The 18,385-nt window shown below is 61.5% G+C and carries 13 protein-coding genes; 9 read left to right on the forward strand and 4 right to left on the reverse strand.

All coding sequences use genetic code 11. The features are described from left to right. The first annotated feature begins 39 nt into the window (after positions 1-39). From betB to yccS, 8 genes are all read left to right on the forward strand, one after another. Positions 40-1,512 carry a betaine-aldehyde dehydrogenase gene (gene betB, locus CRO59_RS17495; RefSeq protein ID WP_027610639.1) on the forward strand — a complete coding sequence of 491 codons (1,473 nt, stop codon included), beginning with the start codon at positions 40-42 and terminating at the stop codon, positions 1,510-1,512. Between the two features lie 153 nt (positions 1,513-1,665). Continuing rightward, a complete protein-coding gene (gene betA / locus CRO59_RS17500; protein WP_047596517.1) occupies positions 1,666-3,369 on the forward strand; it encodes a choline dehydrogenase in 1,704 nt (567 codons plus the stop codon). A 256-nt stretch (positions 3,370-3,625) separates the two neighbouring features. Further along, positions 3,626-5,068 carry a TldD/PmbA family protein gene (locus CRO59_RS17505; protein ID WP_097089036.1) on the forward strand — a complete coding sequence of 481 codons (1,443 nt, stop codon included), beginning with the start codon at positions 3,626-3,628 and terminating at the stop codon, positions 5,066-5,068. Further along, on the forward strand, positions 5,068-6,405 hold the full coding sequence (locus CRO59_RS17510) for a TldD/PmbA family protein (RefSeq protein ID WP_097089034.1): 1,338 nt from the start codon (positions 5,068-5,070) through the stop codon (positions 6,403-6,405). The genes CRO59_RS17505 and CRO59_RS17510 overlap by 1 nt, the downstream gene beginning before the upstream one ends. A 202-nt stretch (positions 6,406-6,607) precedes the next feature. Beyond that, on the forward strand, positions 6,608-8,047 hold the full coding sequence (gene mdtD / locus CRO59_RS17515; RefSeq protein WP_095137487.1) for a multidrug transporter subunit MdtD: 1,440 nt from the start codon (positions 6,608-6,610) through the stop codon (positions 8,045-8,047). A 281-nt stretch (positions 8,048-8,328) separates the two neighbouring features. Further along, positions 8,329-9,714: an ATP-dependent RNA helicase DbpA gene (gene dbpA / locus CRO59_RS17520; protein WP_007962660.1), complete on the forward strand. Its 1,386-nt coding sequence runs from the start codon at positions 8,329-8,331 to the stop codon at positions 9,712-9,714. Positions 9,715-9,867: 153 nt separating this feature from the next. Continuing rightward, the gene (locus CRO59_RS17525; RefSeq protein ID WP_027610634.1) at positions 9,868-11,046 is read left to right on the forward strand and encodes an NAD(P)/FAD-dependent oxidoreductase; all 1,179 of its coding nucleotides are present in this window, start codon (positions 9,868-9,870) and stop codon (positions 11,044-11,046) included. A 229-nt stretch (positions 11,047-11,275) separates the two neighbouring features. Continuing rightward, entirely contained in the window at positions 11,276-13,459 is a 2,184-nt protein-coding gene (gene yccS / locus CRO59_RS17530; RefSeq protein ID WP_097089032.1) for a YccS family putative transporter, read from the forward strand. Between the two features lie 127 nt (positions 13,460-13,586). Here the strand turns inward: yccS and CRO59_RS17535 are convergent, their stop codons facing one another. Further along, entirely contained in the window at positions 13,587-14,324 is a 738-nt protein-coding gene (locus CRO59_RS17535) for an ABC transporter substrate-binding protein (protein ID WP_027610632.1), read from the reverse strand. A 256-nt stretch (positions 14,325-14,580) separates the two neighbouring features. On the opposite strand from CRO59_RS17535, the gene CRO59_RS17540 reads away from it, so the two are divergent. Continuing rightward, on the forward strand, positions 14,581-15,033 hold the full coding sequence (locus CRO59_RS17540) for a GNAT family N-acetyltransferase (RefSeq protein WP_097089030.1): 453 nt from the start codon (positions 14,581-14,583) through the stop codon (positions 15,031-15,033). 115 nt (positions 15,034-15,148) lie between these two features. Here CRO59_RS17540 and CRO59_RS17545 read toward each other — a convergent pair whose 3' ends face one another. From CRO59_RS17545 to CRO59_RS17555, 3 genes are read right to left on the reverse strand one after another with little or no spacing between them, the layout of a single operon-like run. Continuing rightward, entirely contained in the window at positions 15,149-15,445 is a 297-nt protein-coding gene (locus CRO59_RS17545) for a helix-turn-helix domain-containing protein (protein WP_096795726.1), read from the reverse strand. Between the two features lie 20 nt (positions 15,446-15,465). Continuing rightward, positions 15,466-15,957 carry a M48 family metallopeptidase gene (locus tag CRO59_RS17550; protein WP_027610629.1) on the reverse strand — a complete coding sequence of 164 codons (492 nt, stop codon included), beginning with the start codon at positions 15,955-15,957 and terminating at the stop codon, positions 15,466-15,468. A 43-nt stretch (positions 15,958-16,000) separates the two neighbouring features. Next, complete coding sequence (locus tag CRO59_RS17555; protein ID WP_097089028.1) at positions 16,001-18,124, reverse strand: bifunctional diguanylate cyclase/phosphodiesterase; 2,124 nt, start codon at positions 18,122-18,124, stop codon at positions 16,001-16,003. Positions 18,125-18,385 lie beyond the last annotated feature (261 nt).

An 18,385-nucleotide genomic window follows, 5' to 3' on the forward strand; every position in this document is an offset into this window, starting at 1 on the left:
GTGGTCGACGCCAACCACTAATGCACTTGCGAGGACACTATGGCCCGTTTCGAACTGCAAAAACTCTACATCGATGGCGCGTACTCCGACGCTGGCAGCGATGCCACTTTCGAAGCCATCAACCCGGCGAACGGTGAAGTCCTCGCCCAAGTGCAACGTGCGACCAAGGAAGACGTCGAGCGTGCTGTGGTCAGCGCTGAAAAGGGCCAGAAAATCTGGGCCGCGATGACCGCCATGGAGCGTTCGCGCATCCTGCGTCGCGCCGTCGACATCCTGCGCGAGCGCAACGATGAGCTGGCTGCTCTGGAAACCCTGGACACCGGTAAAGCCTTCTCCGAAACCAAATACGTCGACATCGTCACCGGCGCCGACGTGCTGGAATACTACGCAGGCCTGGTGCCGGCGATCGAAGGCGAGCAGATTCCGCTGCGCGACACTTCCTTCGTCTACACCCGTCGCGAGCCACTGGGCGTGGTCGCCGGTATCGGCGCGTGGAACTACCCGATCCAGATCGCGCTGTGGAAATCCGCACCGGCCCTGGCCGCCGGTAACGCAATGATCTTCAAGCCAAGCGAAGTCACCTCGCTGACCACCCTGAAACTGGCCGAGATCTACACCGAAGCCGGCCTGCCAAACGGCGTGTTCAACGTGCTGACCGGCAGCGGCCGTGAAGTCGGTACCTGGCTGACCGAGCACCCGCGCATCGAAAAAGTCTCCTTCACCGGCGGCACCGACACCGGCAAGAAAGTCATGGCCAGCGCTTCGGCTTCGTCGCTGAAAGACGTGACCATGGAACTGGGCGGCAAGTCGCCGCTGATCATCTGCGACGACGCCGACCTGGATCGTGCCGCCGACACCGCGATGATGGCCAACTTCTACAGCTCCGGTCAGGTCTGCACCAACGGCACTCGCGTATTCGTACCGAGCCACCTGAAAGCCGCTTTCGAAGCCAAGATCGTCGAGCGCGTAGCGCGCATCCGCATCGGCAACCCGGAAGACGAAAACACCAACTTCGGCCCACTGGTCAGCTTCGCCCACATGGAAAGCGTGCTGGGCTACATCGCCAAGGGTAAAGAAGAAGGTGCCCGCGTGCTGTGCGGCGGCGAACGTCTGACCGACGGCGAATTCGCCAAAGGCGCCTTCGTTGCACCGACCGTGTTCACCGACTGCACCGACGAGATGACCATCGTCCGTGAAGAAATCTTTGGCCCGGTGATGGCGATCCTCTCCTACGAGACCGAAGAAGAAGTGATCCGCCGCGCCAACGACACCGACTTCGGCCTGGCCGCCGGTATCGTCACCAAAGACCTGAACCGCGCGCACCGCGTGATTCATCAACTGGAAGCCGGTATCTGCTGGATCAACGCCTGGGGCGAGTCCGACGCGAAGATGCCGGTTGGCGGATACAAGCAGTCGGGCGTGGGCCGTGAAAACGGCATCAGCTCGCTGACCAACTACACACGCATCAAATCGGTACAGGTCGAGCTGGGCGATTACGTCTCGGTGTTCTAAGACCCGAGTCTTGTATTGCTCGTGAGGCCGTCTTCGCGAGCAGGCTCGCTCCCACATTGAAATATGTCTCCTGTGGGAGCGAGCCTGCTCGCGAATCGAGTGCGCAGCACTCGCCGAGGCCCGACCTGACCACATCTAAAGAGGGTGCATTCAATGTCCCAAGAATTCGATTACATCATCATCGGTGCCGGCTCGGCCGGTAACACCCTGGCGACCCGTCTGACTGAAGACGAAGGCGTCACCGTGCTGCTGCTCGAAGCAGGCGGCCCGGACTACCGTTTCGACTTCCGCACGCAAATGCCGGCTGCATTGGCATTCCCGCTGCAAGGTCGTCGCTACAACTGGGCGTACGAAACCGATCCGGAGCCACACATGGACGGTCGTCGGATGGAGTGCGGTCGCGGCAAAGGCCTCGGCGGCTCCTCGCTGATCAACGGCATGTGCTACATCCGTGGCAACGCGATGGACTACGACGGCTGGGCGAAGCTGCCAGGTCTGGAAGACTGGTCGTACCTCGACTGCCTGCCGTACTTCCGTAAAGCGGAAACCCGCGACATCGGCCCGAACGACTACCACGGTGGCGACGGCCCGGTCAGCGTGACCACGCCGAAGGCGGGCAACAACCCGCTGTTCCACGCCATGGTTGAAGCCGGCGTGCAGGCCGGTTACCCGCGCACCGAAGACTTGAACGGCTACCAGCAGGAAGGCTTCGGCCCGATGGACCGCACCGTAACGCCGAACGGCCGTCGTGCTTCCACCGCCCGTGGCTACCTCGACGTCGCCAAAAAGCGCTCGACCCTGACCATCGTCACCCACGCCCTGACCGACAAGATTCTGTTCGAAGGCAAGCGTGCGGTCGGCGTGCGTTACCTGGTCGGTTCGGCGGAAGAACGCGTTGAAGCCAAGGCACGCAAAGAAGTCCTGCTGTGCTCCGGCGCCATCGCTTCGCCGCAGATTCTGCAGCGCTCGGGTGTCGGCCCGGCAAAACTGCTGGAAAGCCTCGACATCCCGGTGGTCCACGACCTGCCGGGCGTCGGTGAAAACCTGCAGGATCACCTTGAGCTGTACCTGCAATACGCCTGCACCCAACCGGTCTCGCTGTACCCGTCGCTGCTCTGGTACAACCAGCCGGCCATCGGTGCCGAGTGGCTGTTCAACGGCACCGGCATCGGCGCCAGCAACCAGTTCGAAGCCGGCGGTTTCATCCGTTCGCGTCCGGAATTCGAGTGGCCGAACATCCAGTACCACTTCCTGCCGGTAGCGATTAACTACAACGGCAGCAACGGTGTGAAAGAGCACGGCTTCCAGGCACACATGGGTTCCATGCGTTCGCCGAGCCGTGGCCGCATCCAGTTGAAGTCCAAGGATCCGCGTCAGCACCCGAGCATCCTGTTCAACTACATGGCCACCGAGCAGGACTGGCAGGAATTCCGTGACGGCATCCGCCTGACCCGCGAAATCATGCAACAGCCTGCGCTGGACGCTTTCCGTGGCCGCGAAATCAGCCCGGGCATCGACGTGCAAACCGATGAGCAGTTGGACAAGTTCATCCGCGAGCACGCCGAAACCGCGTTCCACCCGTCCTGCTCGTGCAAGATGGGCACCGACGAGATGGCCGTAGTGGATGGCGAAGGTCGCGTGCACGGCATGCAGAGCCTGCGTGTGGTCGATGCCTCGATCATGCCGATCATCACCACCGGTAACCTCAACGCGCCGACGATCATGATCGCCGAGAAAATCGCCGACAAGATCCGTGGCCGCAAGCCGCTGCCGCGTAGCAATGCTGCCTACTACGTGGCTGGCGGTGCGCCGGTGAAGGGCAAGCCGATGCGTGATATCACGCCTGTTGCTCAGTAAGGCGTAATACCGAGGCGCTACCTTCGCGAGCAGGCTCGCTCCCACATTGGAATGCATTTCAAATGTGGGAGCGAGCCTGCTCGCGAAGGGGCCCTCACCTCCAGCACAAATTCCCCTGCTGCACAGTAAATCCTCCTACACCCCCTCTTCACTTGATCCTACCCCCACGCAGGCCTACTCTAGACCTCGCGCAATCGTTTCACCCCTCCCCGCCGAATCGCTTCACCCCGCAACTCCATAACAAGGAGGTTCCCGAATGTTCGATTTTCACCCCCAGCTCAAGCAGCGCTTCGCTGCCTTGCGCACGGGCGCCGAGTTTTTTTCCCTGCGATATGTACGCGAGTCCGGCCAGTACCTGTCGGTGCGCAAGAACGTCGCCGAGCCGCCAAGCCTGAGCCGCGACGAAGGCGCGATGCTCACTGTGCGCGTCAACGGCGTCGAGGCTTACGCGGCGACCAACGACCTGTCGCAGCAAGGCCTGCAAGCCGCCCTTGAGCGCGCCGAACAGCAGGCCCGGCGACTGAAGCCGCACGCCTTGCTCGACCTGCGCAACCAGCCGGTGTCGAGCGATCGCGCTGATTACTTTTCGCCCAATCTTGAGCAACCCTTCCCGTCCCTGAGCGAATGCTTCGAGCTGCTCGGCGCGGAATCCGCCTCGGTGCCAAAGGATGAGCGCCTGGTGAATTGGGAAGCGAGCATCGGCATCACCCACGTCGAGCAGATCTACCTGAGCAGCGCCGGCGCCGAATTGCGCCAGGCCCAGCGCTTCGTCTATCCGGGCCTCGACGTCACCGCCTATGACGGCAACGACAGCCAGACCCGTTCCCTCGGCCGCGAGAACTTCGGCCAGCAGGGTGGCGCGGACGTGATCAGCCGTTGCGGCCTGGTCGGCGCCGGCCCGAAGGTGGCCGATCAGGCCCTGCAACTGCTGCTCGCGCCGAACACCCCGCAAGGCCCGCGCGATCTATTGCTGATGCCTGACCAGATGATGCTGCAGATTCACGAGTCGATCGGTCACCCGCTGGAGCTCGACCGCATCCTCGGTGACGAGCGCAATTACGCCGGCACCAGCTTCGTCAAAACCAGCGACTTCGGCAGCCTGCAATACGGCTCGAAGCTGCTCAACGTGACCTTCGATCCGGACATTCCCGAAGAGCTGGCCAGCTACGGCCACGATGACGACGGCAGCAAAGCCAGCAAACAATTCCTGATTCGCGAAGGCTTGCTGTTGCGGCCACTGGGTGGCGCGCTGTCGCAGTTCCGCGCCGGTCTCGACGGCGTTGCCAACAGCCGCGCCTGCGGCTGGAACCGGCCGCCGATCGACCGCATGGCCAACCTCAACATCGAGCCGGGCGATCAGTCGCTGCCGCAACTGATCAGCGGCATCGAGCACGGCATTCTGATGAGCACCAACCGTTCGTGGTCGATTGACGATGCACGTAACAAATTCCAGTTCGGTTGCGAGTGGGGTCAGTTGATCGAGAACGGTGAACTCAAGGGTGTGGTGAAAAATCCGAACTACCGGGGCATTTCCGCGCACTTCTGGAAGAGTCTGCGCGCGGTCGGCAATGCCGGCACCCGAATGGTGCTGGGCACGCCAAACTGCGGCAAGGGCGAGCCGAACCAGGTGATCCGCGTCGGCCACGCTTCACCGGCCTGCGTATTCAGCAACGTTGATGTGTTTGGGGGAGACGCCTGATGAGCATTTCGAAGAGTCAGTCCGACGCCTTCAAGGTCATGGTCAATTGGCTGCGCGACAGCGTGCGCGAGCCGGAACAATTCACCCTCAGCTATGCCGCCGAATCCTCGGCGTTCGTGCGTTTCAATCACGCCAAGGTGCGTCAGGCCGGTCAGGTGCAGCAAGCCGACGTCGGGCTGAAGCTGATTAACGACGGCCGTCACGCCGATCTGCACATCACCCTGTCCGGTGATCAGGAAGCCGATCTGCAACGCCTCGCCGAAGGCCTGCAACAATTGCGCGAAACCCTGCCGCTGCTGCCACAGGATCCGTACCTGCTGCTCAACCACAACGGCTGGCAGAGCAACAACGTGCGGGAACATCCGCTGCCGGACACCGAGCAGGTGGTCGAGGAAATCTGCACCGCTGCTGAAGGTCTGGATCTGGTCGGCTTCTATGCAGCCGGCCCGATCAGCCGTGGTTTCGCCAGTTCCTCAGGGGCGTTTGGCTGGCATCAGGCCAACAGCTTCAACTTCGACTTCAGCCTGTTCCACGACAATGGCGAAGCGGTGAAAGCCAGCTACGCCGGGCACGAGTGGAGCAGCGAAGGCTTCACCCGCCGCTTCCAGCAGGCCCGCGAGCAACTGGCGTTCCTCGGTCGACCGTTACGCACCCTCGCACCGGGGCAATACCGCGCGTACCTGGCGCCGGCCGCGCTGGAAGAAATCATGGGCATGCTCAGCTGGGGCGGTTTCTCGGCACAGTCGATTGCCAGCAAAAGCAGCCCGCTGCAGAAGCTGTATGTTGGCGATCAGACGTTCAGTCCGCTGGTCTCACTGGATGAGCAAGTCAGCGGTTCGTTGAGCCCGGCATTTTCCGGCGAGGGTTATCCGCGCAGCGATCTGCGGCTGATCGTCGAAGGCAAGGCCGGTGATCAACTGGTCGGTTCGCGCAGTGCCGCCGAATACGGCCTGACCGCCAACGGCGCCGGCGGCGGTGAAATGCCAAGTGCACTGAACATGGCCGCCGGTGATCTGTCACAGGCAGAGATCCTCAAGCAGTTGGGCACCGGGCTGTACATCAGCAATCTGTGGTACCTGAACTACTCGGATCAACCAGCGGCGCGCCTGACCGGCATGACTCGCTTCGCAACTTTCTGGGTCGAGAACGGCGAGATTCAGGCGCCGGTCAGCACCATGCGCTTCGACGACAGCGCCTACAGCCTGCTGGGTTCGCAGCTGGAAGCGTTGACCGCCGAGCGTGAGTTGCTGCTGTCGGCGAGCACGTATAGCCAGCGCAATACCTCGTCGGCACTGCTGCCGGGGGCGCTGGTGAGCCGACTGACCTTGACCCTGTAAACGCAAACCTCCAGCACACCTTGGGATCAAGTACTGGAGTGAACCCTGTGGCGAGGGGATTTATCCCCGATGGGTCGCGTAGCGGCCCCGCTTTTAAAATCAAATGCAGGGGACTGCTGCGCAGTCCATCGGGGATAAATCCCCTCACCACAGAGTTTCATGCACAACAAGCCATTTGGATTAACCACCCACAAGAGGTTCCATGCCCACACGCCCGCCTCTCGACGCCATCACCGCCCGCTGGTTGCCGTGGGTCGTCGCCATTGCGTTCTTCATGCAGTCCCTCGACGGGACCATCCTCAACACCGCCCTGCCGGCCATGGCCCGGGATCTGGCCGAAGACCCGTTGCGCATGCAAGGCGTGGTCATCGCCTACATGCTCACCGTGGCCTTGCTGATTCCGGCCTCGGGCTGGATCGCCGACCGCTTCGGCACCAAGAAGATCTTCTTCGGCGCGATCCTGCTGTTCAGTTTCGGCTCGCTGCTCTGCGCGTTATCGAGCAGCCTGAGCATGCTGGTCGGCGCGCGGGTGATCCAGGGTCTGGGCGGCGCATTGATGCTGCCGGTCGGACGGCTGGTGGTGCTGCGCGCCTACCCGCGTTCGGAACTGGTGCGGATCATGGGCTTCATCACCATTCCCGGCCTGCTCGGCCCGCTGATCGGCCCGACCATGGGCGGCTGGATGGTGCAATACCTGACGTGGCACTGGATCTTTCTGATCAACCTGCCGGTCGGTGTTCTCGGCTGCTACGCGGTGTGGAAATTCATTCCCGACCTGCGCGGTACTGAACGCACGCGCTTCGATAGCCTCGGTTTCCTGCTGTTTGGCGCGGCGATGATCCTGATCACCATCGCCATGGAAGGTCTGGGCGAATTGCACTTGCCGCACCTGCGGGTGATGTTGCTGCTGTTCGGCGGTCTGGCCTGTCTGGCGGCGTACTGGCTGCGCGCCGGGCGTATCGAGAATCCGCTGTTCGCCCCGTCGTTGTTCAAGACGCGAACCTTCGCGGTCGGAATCATCGGCAACCTGTTCGCCCGCCTCGGCAGCGGCGCCCTGCCGTTTCTGGTGCCATTGCTGCTACAGGTGGCACTGGGTTATTCGCCATCGCAAGCGGGGATGAGCATGCTGCCGCTGGCTGCAGCGGCGATGTTTGCCAAGTGGATGGCGCGGCCGCTGATCGAACGCCTTGGCTATCGCATTGTGCTCACCGGCAACACCCTGGCGCTGGGGATCATGCTGGCGAGCATGGGCCTGGTCAGCGAGCAGACACCATACTGGCTGCTGCTGTGCCTGCTGGCGGTTCTCGGCGCGATCAACTCGCTGCAATTCACCGCGATGAACACCGTAACGCTGATCGACCTCGACGACGCCAGCGCCAGCAGCGGCAACAGTTTGCTGTCGGTGGTGGCGCAATTGTCGCTGAGTCTGGGCGTGGCCTGTGCCGGTGCGTTGCTTGGTGGCTTCACGGCGGAGATCGGCAACGATGGCGTCGAGACCGTACTGGGCGCGTTCCAGCTGACGTTTGTCACGGTCGGAATCATGGCGATGCTGGCAGCGACGATCTTCTCGCAACTGTCGAAAGAGGACGGCCGCCGGGTCAAACGCCCGGATGAACATCCGGATGAGCACATCGAACACTAGGCAGTGTCATGTCTGGTGGAGGCTTTTGTAGTGAGGGGATTTATCCCCGATGGCTGCGCAGCAGCCCCAAAATCTGCCACCTCAGTACATCAGGCTGATCGCATTCAACCTTTTCAGGGGGTGCTGCGCACCCCATCGGGGATAAATCCCCTCGCCACAGGTTTATCTTCATTCAAGGAAAGCTTGGGGGAATGAAACCAGGCACTGTTCGTCCAGAACTTTCGAGGAAAGTGGCACGGGGCTGCTACACTGCGCGACATTTTGTTTTGCAGGCCAGTCCCGTGACCACCATCGCCACCGCTTTTAATACTCTGCCGCTGTCCGCCGCCATGCTGGCTAACCTCGAATCCCTCGGTTATGCCCAGATGACGCCGATCCAGGCGCAGAGCTTGCCGGTGATCCTCAAGGGGATGGACCTGATCGCCCAGGCCAAGACCGGCAGCGGCAAGACCGCCGCGTTCGGCATCGGCCTGCTCAACCCGATCAACCCGCGCTACTTCGGTTGCCAGGCGCTGGTGATCTGCCCGACCCGTGAGCTGGCCGACCAGGTCGCCAAGGAAGTCCGCCGTCTGGCCCGTGCCGAAGACAACATCAAGGTCCTGACCCTGTGCGGCGGCGTGTCGTTCGGCCCGCAGATCGCTTCGCTGGAGCACGGCGCGCACATCATCGTCGGCACCCCGGGGCGTATCCAGCAGCACCTGCGCAAGGGTTCGCTGGTGCTCGACGGTCTGAACACGCTGATCCTCGACGAAGCCGACCGCATGCTCGACATGGGCTTTTACGACGCGATCGAAGACATCATCGAAAAGACTCCGGCACGCCGTCAGACCCTGCTGTTCTCCGCCACGTACCCGGTGGGCATCAAGCAGCTGGCGTCGAAATTCATGCGCGATCCGCAAACGGTGAAAGCCGAAGCGTTCCACGACGACACGCAGATCGAGCAGCGCTTCTACGAAATTTCTCCGGAAGAGCGCATGAGCGCAGTGACCAAAGTCCTGCACCACTTCCGCCCGGCCTCCTGCGTGGCGTTCTGCTTCACCAAACAGCAAGTGCAGGAAACCGTTGACCACCTGACCTCCAAAGGCATTTCCGCCGTCGGCCTGCACGGCGATCTGGAACAGCGTGACCGCGATCAGGTACTGGCGATGTTCGCCAACCGCAGTACGTCGGTACTGGTCGCCACCGACGTCGCCGCCCGTGGTCTGGACATCGATGCGCTGGACATGGTGATCAACGTCGAGCTGGCCCGCGACTCGGAAATCCACATTCACCGCGTCGGCCGTACCGGTCGTGCCGGCGAGAAAGGCATTGCGGTCAGCCTCGTTGCGCCGTCCGAAGCGCATCGCGCGCAAGCCATCGAACAGTTGCAGAAAGCTCCGCTGAACTGGGATCAGGTCGATAACCTCAAGTCCCAGGGCGGCGCCCCGCTGCAGCCACCGATGAGCACGCTGTGCATCGCCGGCGGGCGTAAAGACAAAGTGCGTCCGGGCGACATCCTCGGCGCACTGACTGGTGACGCCGGCATCCCCGGCGCTCAGGTCGGCAAGATCGCGATCTTCGACTTCCAGTCGTATGTGGCCGTTGAACGCACCGTGGTCATGCAGGCACTGCAGCGCTTGAACAACGGCAAGATCAAGGGCCGTTCGCTGCGCGTACGGGTTTTGTAAGCGATCTTCCACCCAAAGAAGATCCCCTGTGGGAGCGGGCTTGCTCGCGAAAGCGGTGTATCAGGCGACTTATGTGTCAACTGACACACCGCTTTCGCGAGCAAGCCCGCTCCCACAGTTTGTTTTGTAGCGACCTACCAAGAGGACACCGTTTTGCGCTCTACCGAAGTCGTGATCATTGGCGCTGGCGCCGCAGGGTTGATGTGTGCACTGACCGCCGCCGGGCGTGGGCGTCAGGTGCTGCTGCTCGACCACGCGAACAAGGCCGGCAAGAAAATCCTGATGTCCGGTGGTGGCCGCTGCAATTTCACCAACATGTACACCGAGCCGAGCAATTTCCTCTCGCACAATCCGCATTTCTGCAAATCGGCACTGGCGCGCTACACCCAGTGGGACTTCATCGGCATGGTCGCCAAGCACGGCGTGCCCTACCACGAGAAGAAACTCGGCCAGTTGTTCTGCGATAACAAATCCAGCGACATCCTCGGCATGCTGCTCGACGAGTGCGATCAGGTCGGCGTCGAGCTGCACCTGGACACCTCGATCCAGACCATCGAGAAGGTCGAAAGCGGTTACCTGCTCGACACCACCCTCGGCCAGGTTCAGTGCCAGTCGCTGGTGATCGCCACCGGCGGGCTGTCGATCCCGACGCTGGGCGCTACCGGTTTCGGTTATCAGGTCGCCAAGCAGTTTGGCCATGAACTGCTGCCGACCCGCGCCGGACTGGTGCCGTTCACCATCACTGATCAGCTCAAGGAACTCTGCACCGAGCTGTCCGGTACTTCGGTGGATTGCCTGGTCAGCTGCAACGACCAGAGCTTTCGCGAGAACATTCTGTTCACTCACCGTGGTCTCAGTGGCCCGGCGATTCTGCAGATCTCGTCGTTCTGGGAGCCGGGCGACACCGTGGAGATCAACCTGTTGCCGGATCACGACACCGCGGCATGGCTGCAGCAGCAAGTAGCCGAACGCCCGAACAGCGAGCTGAAAACTTTGCTTGGTGAGATCTTCACCAAGAAGATGGCCAATCTGCTGGCGGACAACTGGTTCGTGTCCAAACCGATGAAGCAGTACACCCACGCCGAACTGGCGCAGATCGCCGACAAGCTCGGCAGCTGGAAAGTCGTCCCGGCCGGCACCGAAGGCTATCGCACCGCCGAGGTCACGCTGGGTGGCGTCGATACCCGCGAAGTGTCGTCCAAGACCATGGAGTCGCTGAAAAGCCCTGGCCTGTATTTTGTCGGCGAAGTGCTCGACGTCACCGGGCATCTGGGCGGTTTCAACTTCCAGTGGGCCTGGGCCTCGGGGTACGCTGCTGCGCAGTACGTCTGATCCAAAATCAAACGCAAGACCTGTGGGAGCGAGCCTGCTCGCGAATGCGGTGTATCAGTCGACATCAATGTTGAATGACGCTCCGCTTTCGCGAGCAGGCTCGCTCCCACAGTGGTTTGTGGTGTAAGTAAAAGGAACACTTTTTGCTGTCAGATGTGATCGGCGCCATTGCGTCGGCGTCATTACTGGCTCAATTTAGCGGCATCGCCTCGGAAGGCCTTCGCACTTCATGTCCTCGACCTCGTTTCGTCAGTCTTTGCGGCGCCTGTGGGCGCTGGATAAATTCAGCTACAGCGTGCGGGTGTTCATCGCCCTGACCGGCAGCATGGCGCTGTGTTGGTATCAGGATGAAATGGGCCTGCTGATCCCATTGTTCCTCGGGATCATCGCCAGCGCCCTGGCCGAGACCGACGACAGTTGGCAGGGGCGCCTCAACGCCCTCGCCGTGACGCTGGTATGTTTCAGTATCGCCGCGCTGTCGGTGGAACTGCTCTTCCCCTACCCCATCGTGTTCGCCATCGCCCTGGCCTTGGCCAGCTTCGGCCTGACCATGCTCGGCGCACTCGGCGAGCGTTATGGCGCGATTGCCTCGGCGACCTTGATTCTGTCGGTCTACACCATGATCGGCGTGGATCAGCGCGGCGGCGCGGTCACCGATTTCTGGCACGAACCGATGCTGCTGGTGGCGGGTGCCGCGTGGTACGGCCTGCTCTCGGTGCTGTGGCAAGCGATGTTTTCCAACCAGCCGGTGCAGCAGAGTCTGGCGCGGCTGTTCCGTGAACTGGGTTTCTACCTGAAGCTGAAAGCCTCGCTGTTCGAGCCGATCCGCCAACTGGACGTCGAGGGGCGACGGCTGGAACTGGCGCAGCAGAACGGTCGAGTGGTAGCGGCGCTGAACAGCGCCAAGGAAATCATTCTGCACCGGGTCGGCAACGGTCGCCCGGGGTCGAAAGTCAGTCGCTATCTGAAGCTGTATTTCCTCGCTCAGGACATCCACGAACGCGCCAGCTCTTCGCACTATCCGTATAACGCGCTGGCCGATGCGTTCTTCCACAGCGACGTGCTGTTCCGCTGCCAGCGTTTGTTGCGCCAGCAGGGCAAGGCCTGCCGCGCGCTGGCCGAATCGATCCAGATGCGCCAGCCGTTCGTCTACGACGCCAGTTTTGCCGAAGCGCTGACAGACCTCGATGCCTCCCTTGAACACCTGCGCATCCAGAGCAATCCGGCGTGGCGCGGTCTCCTGCGCTCGCTGCGTGCCCTGGCAGCCAACCTCGGCACCCTCGACCGTTTGCTCAGCGATGCGAGCAACCCCGACGCACTGGCGGACGCCACCGACAGCAGCCTGCTCGACCGCTCGCCGCGCAACCTCAAGGACGTGTGGGTTCGCCTGCGTACGCAACTGACACCGACGTCCTTGCTGTTCCGTCATGCCCTGCGTCTGCCGCTGGCGCTGAGTATCGGCTATGGCATGGTGCACCTGATTCACCCGTCGCAGGGTTACTGGATCATCCTCACCACCCTGTTCGTCTGCCAGCCGAACTACGGCGCGACCCGGCGCAAGCTCGGTCAGCGGATTCTCGGCACCGCCATCGGCCTGACCGTGGCGTGGGCGCTGTTCGATCTGTTCCCCAGCCCGCTGGTGCAGTCGTGCTTCGCGATCGCCGCCGGGGTGGTGTTCTTTACCAACCGCACCACGCGCTACACCCTGGCGACCGCCGCCATCACCATCATGGTGCTGTTCTGCTTCAACCAGATCGGTGATGGCTACGGGCTGTTCCTGCCGCGCCTGTTCGATACCCTGCTCGGCAGTCTGATCGCCGGCCTGACGGTGTTCCTGTTCCTGCCGGACTGGCAGGGCCGACGCCTGAACAAGGTGCTGGCCAACACCCTGACCTGCAACAGCATCTACCTGCGCCAGATCATGCAGCAATACGCCGCCGGCAAGAGCGACGACCTCGCCTATCGCCTGGCCCGCCGCAACGCGCACAACGCTGATGCGGCGCTGTCGACAACGCTGGCGAACATGCTCATGGAGCCGGGGCATTTCCGGAAGGAAGCGGATGTCGGTTTCCGTTTTCTGGTGCTGTCGCACACCTTATTGAGTTACCTGTCAGGGCTTGGCGCACACAGGGAAACCCAATTGCCAGCCGATGTGCGTGAGCAGTTGATTGAAGGCGCCGGGGTGAAACTGGCGACGAGCATTGACGAAATCGCCCAGGGCCTGGCAAACAAACAGCCGGTGGCGATTCAGAGTGACGAAGAGGAAGCACTGGCCAACGAGCTGGAGCAGATGCCCGACGAGATCGATGAAGGACAGCGACTGGTGCAGACGCAACTGGCGCTGATCTGCCGGCAATTGGGGCCGCTGCGGACGTTGGCAGCGCACCTGATCAAGGACACCCGCGAGGCTTAAGGTGACCGGACTGGCCCCATCGCTGGCAAGCCAGCTCCCACATGGTTTGTGTACACCGCAATACCTGTGGGAGCTGGCTTGCCAGCGATGAGGGCATCAGCAACAACGCAACTCTGGTATCAGATGCTCACATCCCATGCTGGCGCAGCAACTTGTCATAACTCCCATCCGCCTTCATCGCCGCAATCGCCTTATCAAACCCGGCCACAATCTGCTCATGCTGCGGATTCTTCAGGCTTACCAGAATATGCAGGCTGTTCTCGCTCAACGGCTTGGGCAGAAACTCCACGGCGTTGCGCACTTTGGCTGATTCGCGGGCCAGGTAATAGCGCGCGACGTATTCATCTTCCAGGGTCAGCTTGACCCGGTCCGCCGCCAGCATGCGCACGGCCATGGCGAAGTTATGCACAGGGACTTTCTCCAGTGCGGTATCGGCATCGAAGGCCTGCGAGTAGGCATAACCGCGCACCACCGCCACCGGGTAGGTGTGCAGTTGTTCCAGGCTGCCGTACTCCAGCGGCGTGTCCTTGCGCTTGAGAAAGCGGATGCGGTTGAGCAGGTATTCGCCAGAGAACTGGCCGATTTTGGTCCGTTCGTCGTTGTACCAGGCGTTGACCAGCACGTCGTATCGTCCTTCGCCCACCCCCAGCAGTGCCCGCGCCCAAGGTACCTGTTCATAGTCGCTGGCATAACCGGCCCGCGCCAGCGCGGTGCTGACGATGTCGGTGGCCAGGCCACCGTTGACCAGCGTGTCATCGGTAAAGGGCGGCCAGATATCAAACACCAGTCGCAACTTCTCCGCTGAGGCGGTTTGGGCCAGCAAGAGCAATCCGATCAAAGCAAAGGCTCGATGCAGTCGCGGCATGCTTGAAAATCCTTAGCGGGCGGGCTGCCCAGCGTGTTTTCAGTCAAAACCCCAAGGCCCCTTACCGGCGAAACCCAGGCCCTAACAGTAGCTCATTGAAGCCAGTGCACAGCGCTTTCCAGCAGATTACACAAAGCAGCCGCTATCGCGAGAAAGGAATGATGGCATTTTGACCTTTGTCACAGACTGTTCCGCCATACAGACATCCAGGGCCTGTGCGCTTAGTATCGGGCGACGGAGTTCAAGGAGTCGGAAGATGACAATCGAGTGGGTCTGCAAGCATCACAGTGATCTGGGCAAAGAAGAGTTGTACGCACTGCTGAAGCTACGCTCGGAAGTGTTCGTGGTCGAACAGAAATGCGCCTACCCGGACCTCGACGGCCAGGATCTGGACGGCGATACCCACCATTTGATGGGCTGGGAAGACGATCAGTTGATGGCCTATCTGCGCCTGCTTGATCCCGAGTCCCAGAGCGGTGACGTGGTGATTGGCCGCGTGATCATCGCGCCGCAGGGCCGCGGCAAAGGGCTGGGGCATGTGATGATGGAACACGCGCTGAAACAGGCCGGGAAGCATTGGCCGCAGGTGCCGATCTATCTGTCGGCGCAGGCGCATTTGCAGGGGTATTACGGCAGGTACGGGTTTGTGGTGGCGGGTGAGGAGTATCTGGAGGATGACATTCCGCACATAGGCATGCGTCGCCCATAAGAGCCCCTTCGCGAGCAAGCCCGCTCCCACATTTGATTGCATTCCATCTGAAGGAACTCGATCGACTGTGGGAGCGGGCTTGCTCGCGAAGGCGTCAGCTCAGGCACTGCAAAACTCAGGGATACTCCAGCACAGTCTTGATCTGCCGCAGATTACGCTCGATCCACCCGCGATCAATCGCTCCCCACTCGCGAATCCGATAGCGCCCGGCATGGTTGCGCGCGCCCTCTTCCTGCTCGAATTCACAGACGATGTCCAGATCCGCCAGCGCGGCGATCGTGTCCTGCGCCGTGCGCCGGGGCATGCCGGTCACTTCGGTCAGCGCCGGGACGCTTGGGGCCAGGCCGCTGTCGATCAGGTAGGCCACGTACAGGCGCCGGTAAAAACTGCTTTTGGTCTTGCTGACGTCCATCTACCCGCTCCTTGTTGCGGCTATTGCAGGTCCCGCCACGTCAGGTATACCCGCAGATCGAACTCGATCTGGTGATACCCCGGCAGCATGTGTTCGCACAATTTATAGAAGGCCTTGTTGTGGTCCGATTCCTTGAAGTGCGCCAGTTCGTGCACGACGATCATCTTCAGGAACTCGGGGGCCGCCTCCTTGAACAACGAGGCGATGCGAATCTCTTTCTTGGCCTTGAGCTTGCCGCCCTGCACCCTTGAGACCGTGGTGTGCAGGCCCAGCGCACGGTGCGTCAGGTCGAGGCGGTTGTCGAACAGCACCTTGTCGATGGCCGGTGCGTTGCGCAGGTATTCCTGCTTCAGGTCCAGCGCGTAGCTGTACAGCGCCTTGTCGCTCTGCACATCGTGACGCCCCGGATAGCGTTGACTCAGGTACTCACCCAGACGCTGTTCGGCGATCAGTTGGCGCACCTGATCCTGCAATTGCGCGGGATAGGCCTGGAGGTATTTCAACGCAGTCATGGGCACGGCAATACGGTTCGAAAAGAGCGCCAGTGTAACGAATTCAAACCGGCAGCGCGCTCCAGTCGAAGGGCTCGGCGAAGCTGGCGGCGTCTTCGGAGGTCAGCGGACGCGCCACCAGGAAACCCTGCACATATTCGCAGCCATGCGCTTGCAGCCATTGATACTGTTCGATGGTTTCCACGCCTTCGGCGATCACCAGCAAGCCGTACTGTTTACACAGATTGATCACGTTGCTGACCAGCGCCGCGTCGCGCGTCGAATCCGGCAGCCGCGCAATCAGGTGTCGATCAAGCTTGAGCGTGTCCAGCTCCAAATCACGCAGATGCGCCAGCGAGCACGGCCCTGAACCGAAATCATCCAGCGCCACCCGCACCCCGAGATTGCGCAGCAGGCGCAGCTGTTTGCGGGTCTCGTCGGGGTTGTGCATCAGCGCGTCTTCGGTGATTTCCACCTCCAGTTGCCGTGGCTGCAACGAATGCCGCTCCAGCACCTGGCGCAACTCGGTGACCAGGTTCGGCAGCCCGAACTGGGTATTGCTCAAACTCACGCCAAGTACCAGATCCTCGGCGAACAGGGTTTCCCAAGCTTTGCGCTGGCCGGCGCCGCGATGATAGATCCAGCTGCCCAGCCGGCTGATCAGCCGCGCCTCTTCCAGTAATGGCAGGAACAACCCCGGCGGCACATCGCCGACGCTCGGATGCTGCCAGCGCAGCAGCGCCTCGAAACCGCGGATCTGCCCGCTGTCGATCGCCACTTGCGGCTGATACACCAGATTGAAATCACGGTTCTCGATGGCGTTGCGCACGCTCTCTTCAAGCATCAGCCGAGAGCGGGCGCGGCCGTTCATTTCGTGATCGTAAAAACGATACTGCTGACGCCCGGCGCGCTTGGCTTCGTACATGGCAATGTCGGAGGCGCGCAGCAGGCCGTCGAGGTTCGAGCCGCAGTCCGGGTAAGTGGCGATGCCGATACTCGCGCCGAGGGCAATATCCAATCCCTCGATCTGCTGACAGATCGACACCCGCTCGATGAGCTTCTCGGCAATCTTCGCCGCCTGCTCGGGGAACTCCAGATCGAGCAACGCCGTGAACTCGTCACCGCCCATGCGCGCGAGAATATCGAACGGCCTTAAGCACGCCTTCAACTGCTCGGAGACCCAGCGCAGCACCCGGTCGCCGGCATCGTGGCCAAGGGAATCGTTGACCCGTTTAAAGCCATCGAGATCCAGATACAGCAGCACCCAACTGCTGTCGCTGCGTTCACCGCGCAGCAGCAGGTTTTCCACCGTCTGATAAAAGCCCCGGCGATTGAGCAGACCGGTCAACGGATCGGTGACCGCTTGAAATTCCAGCTGCTGATGCAGGTGACGCACCACTGACATGTCCAGCACCGTCACCACCATCGCCCGCTGCTCGGCCGGCAACGGCGCGCAGGACAACGCCACCGGCACCTGTTGCCCCGGCGCCGTGCGTAACAACGCATCGTGCAGACGCAAGGTCTCACCGCGTTTATAGCCGGCCAACAGCTCGGAATCAGCCCACAGCGGGATGTGCGGTTTCTGCAGATAATCGAGAAATTCCTTGCCCTCCAGCTCTTTCACCGGCGCATTCAGCAGCCGCGAAATCGCCGGGTTGGCGAAGCGGATCAAACCGTCCTCGCCGAGCACCAATATTCCTTCCGCCGCGTTATCCAGCACCGAGGCATTGAAGGCCCGCGCGACCTCCAGATCATGACTCAGGCGCTGCAAGGCGCGGCGGTTGCGCTGGTGTTCGAGCAACGCCTGGACTTTCGGTTTGAGGATCTGCGGATCGAACGGTTTGAACAGGTAATCCACCGCGCCACTGGCGTAGCCCTTGATCACGGCGTCCTGGGACTGTTCGTTGGCGGTAAGGAAAATGATCGGCGTGAGGCGTGTGCGCTGGCTGCCGCGCATCAATCGCGCGACTTCAAAGCCGTCCATGCCCGGCATCTGCACATCCAGCAGCACCAGGTCGACGTCGTGTTCGAGCAGCAGATTGAGTGCCTCGAAGCCGGAGGCGGCGGTCATGACGTGCCAATCCTGACGCTGCAGCAACGCGCGCATGCTGATCAGGTTTTCAGGGTAATCATCAACGATCAAAAGGACAGAGCTGCCTTCACCTGGCTGGGGTTGCGCGCATTCCATGCTGCTTCTCTTGTCGGGACATCTCTTGTCGGACTATCGGCCGGTTCTTGGGAAAACCGTACAGTTACTGAGCCATCACTCTAGTCGCGGATCTGTGAAAGCAGAAGCTGTCACGCCGCCATCATTTAGCCAAAGCGGCGACTTACCGACTAACGGTCACCCCTGCAGCCCCCGAAAACCGGCACAGATGGCATTTCGACAGGATGTTGGCGCCAATCATCTGCCAAACGGGCGTTAACAAAAAACTCCTCTACGCTTATA

The organism is Pseudomonas sp. LAMO17WK12:I5, from assembly GCF_900215165.1.
GTDB lineage: Bacteria > Pseudomonadota > Gammaproteobacteria > Pseudomonadales > Pseudomonadaceae > Aquipseudomonas > Aquipseudomonas putida_A.

Coding starts and splice junctions, on each gene's coding strand:
- betB (WP_027610639.1), top strand. CDS start 40: ATGGCCCGTTTCGAACTGCAAAAACTCTACATCGATGGCGCGTACTCC.
- betA (WP_047596517.1), top strand. CDS start 1,666: ATGTCCCAAGAATTCGATTACATCATCATCGGTGCCGGCTCGGCCGGT.
- CRO59_RS17505 (WP_097089036.1), top strand. CDS start 3,626: ATGTTCGATTTTCACCCCCAGCTCAAGCAGCGCTTCGCTGCCTTGCGC.
- CRO59_RS17510 (WP_097089034.1), top strand. CDS start 5,068: ATGAGCATTTCGAAGAGTCAGTCCGACGCCTTCAAGGTCATGGTCAAT.
- mdtD (WP_095137487.1), top strand. CDS start 6,608: ATGCCCACACGCCCGCCTCTCGACGCCATCACCGCCCGCTGGTTGCCG.
- yccS (WP_097089032.1), top strand. CDS start 11,276: ATGTCCTCGACCTCGTTTCGTCAGTCTTTGCGGCGCCTGTGGGCGCTG.
- CRO59_RS17535 (WP_027610632.1), bottom strand. CDS start 14,324: ATGCCGCGACTGCATCGAGCCTTTGCTTTGATCGGATTGCTCTTGCTG.
- CRO59_RS17540 (WP_097089030.1), top strand. CDS start 14,581: ATGACAATCGAGTGGGTCTGCAAGCATCACAGTGATCTGGGCAAAGAA.
- CRO59_RS17545 (WP_096795726.1), bottom strand. CDS start 15,445: ATGGACGTCAGCAAGACCAAAAGCAGTTTTTACCGGCGCCTGTACGTG.
- CRO59_RS17550 (WP_027610629.1), bottom strand. CDS start 15,957: ATGACTGCGTTGAAATACCTCCAGGCCTATCCCGCGCAATTGCAGGAT.
- CRO59_RS17555 (WP_097089028.1), bottom strand. CDS start 18,124: ATGGAATGCGCGCAACCCCAGCCAGGTGAAGGCAGCTCTGTCCTTTTG.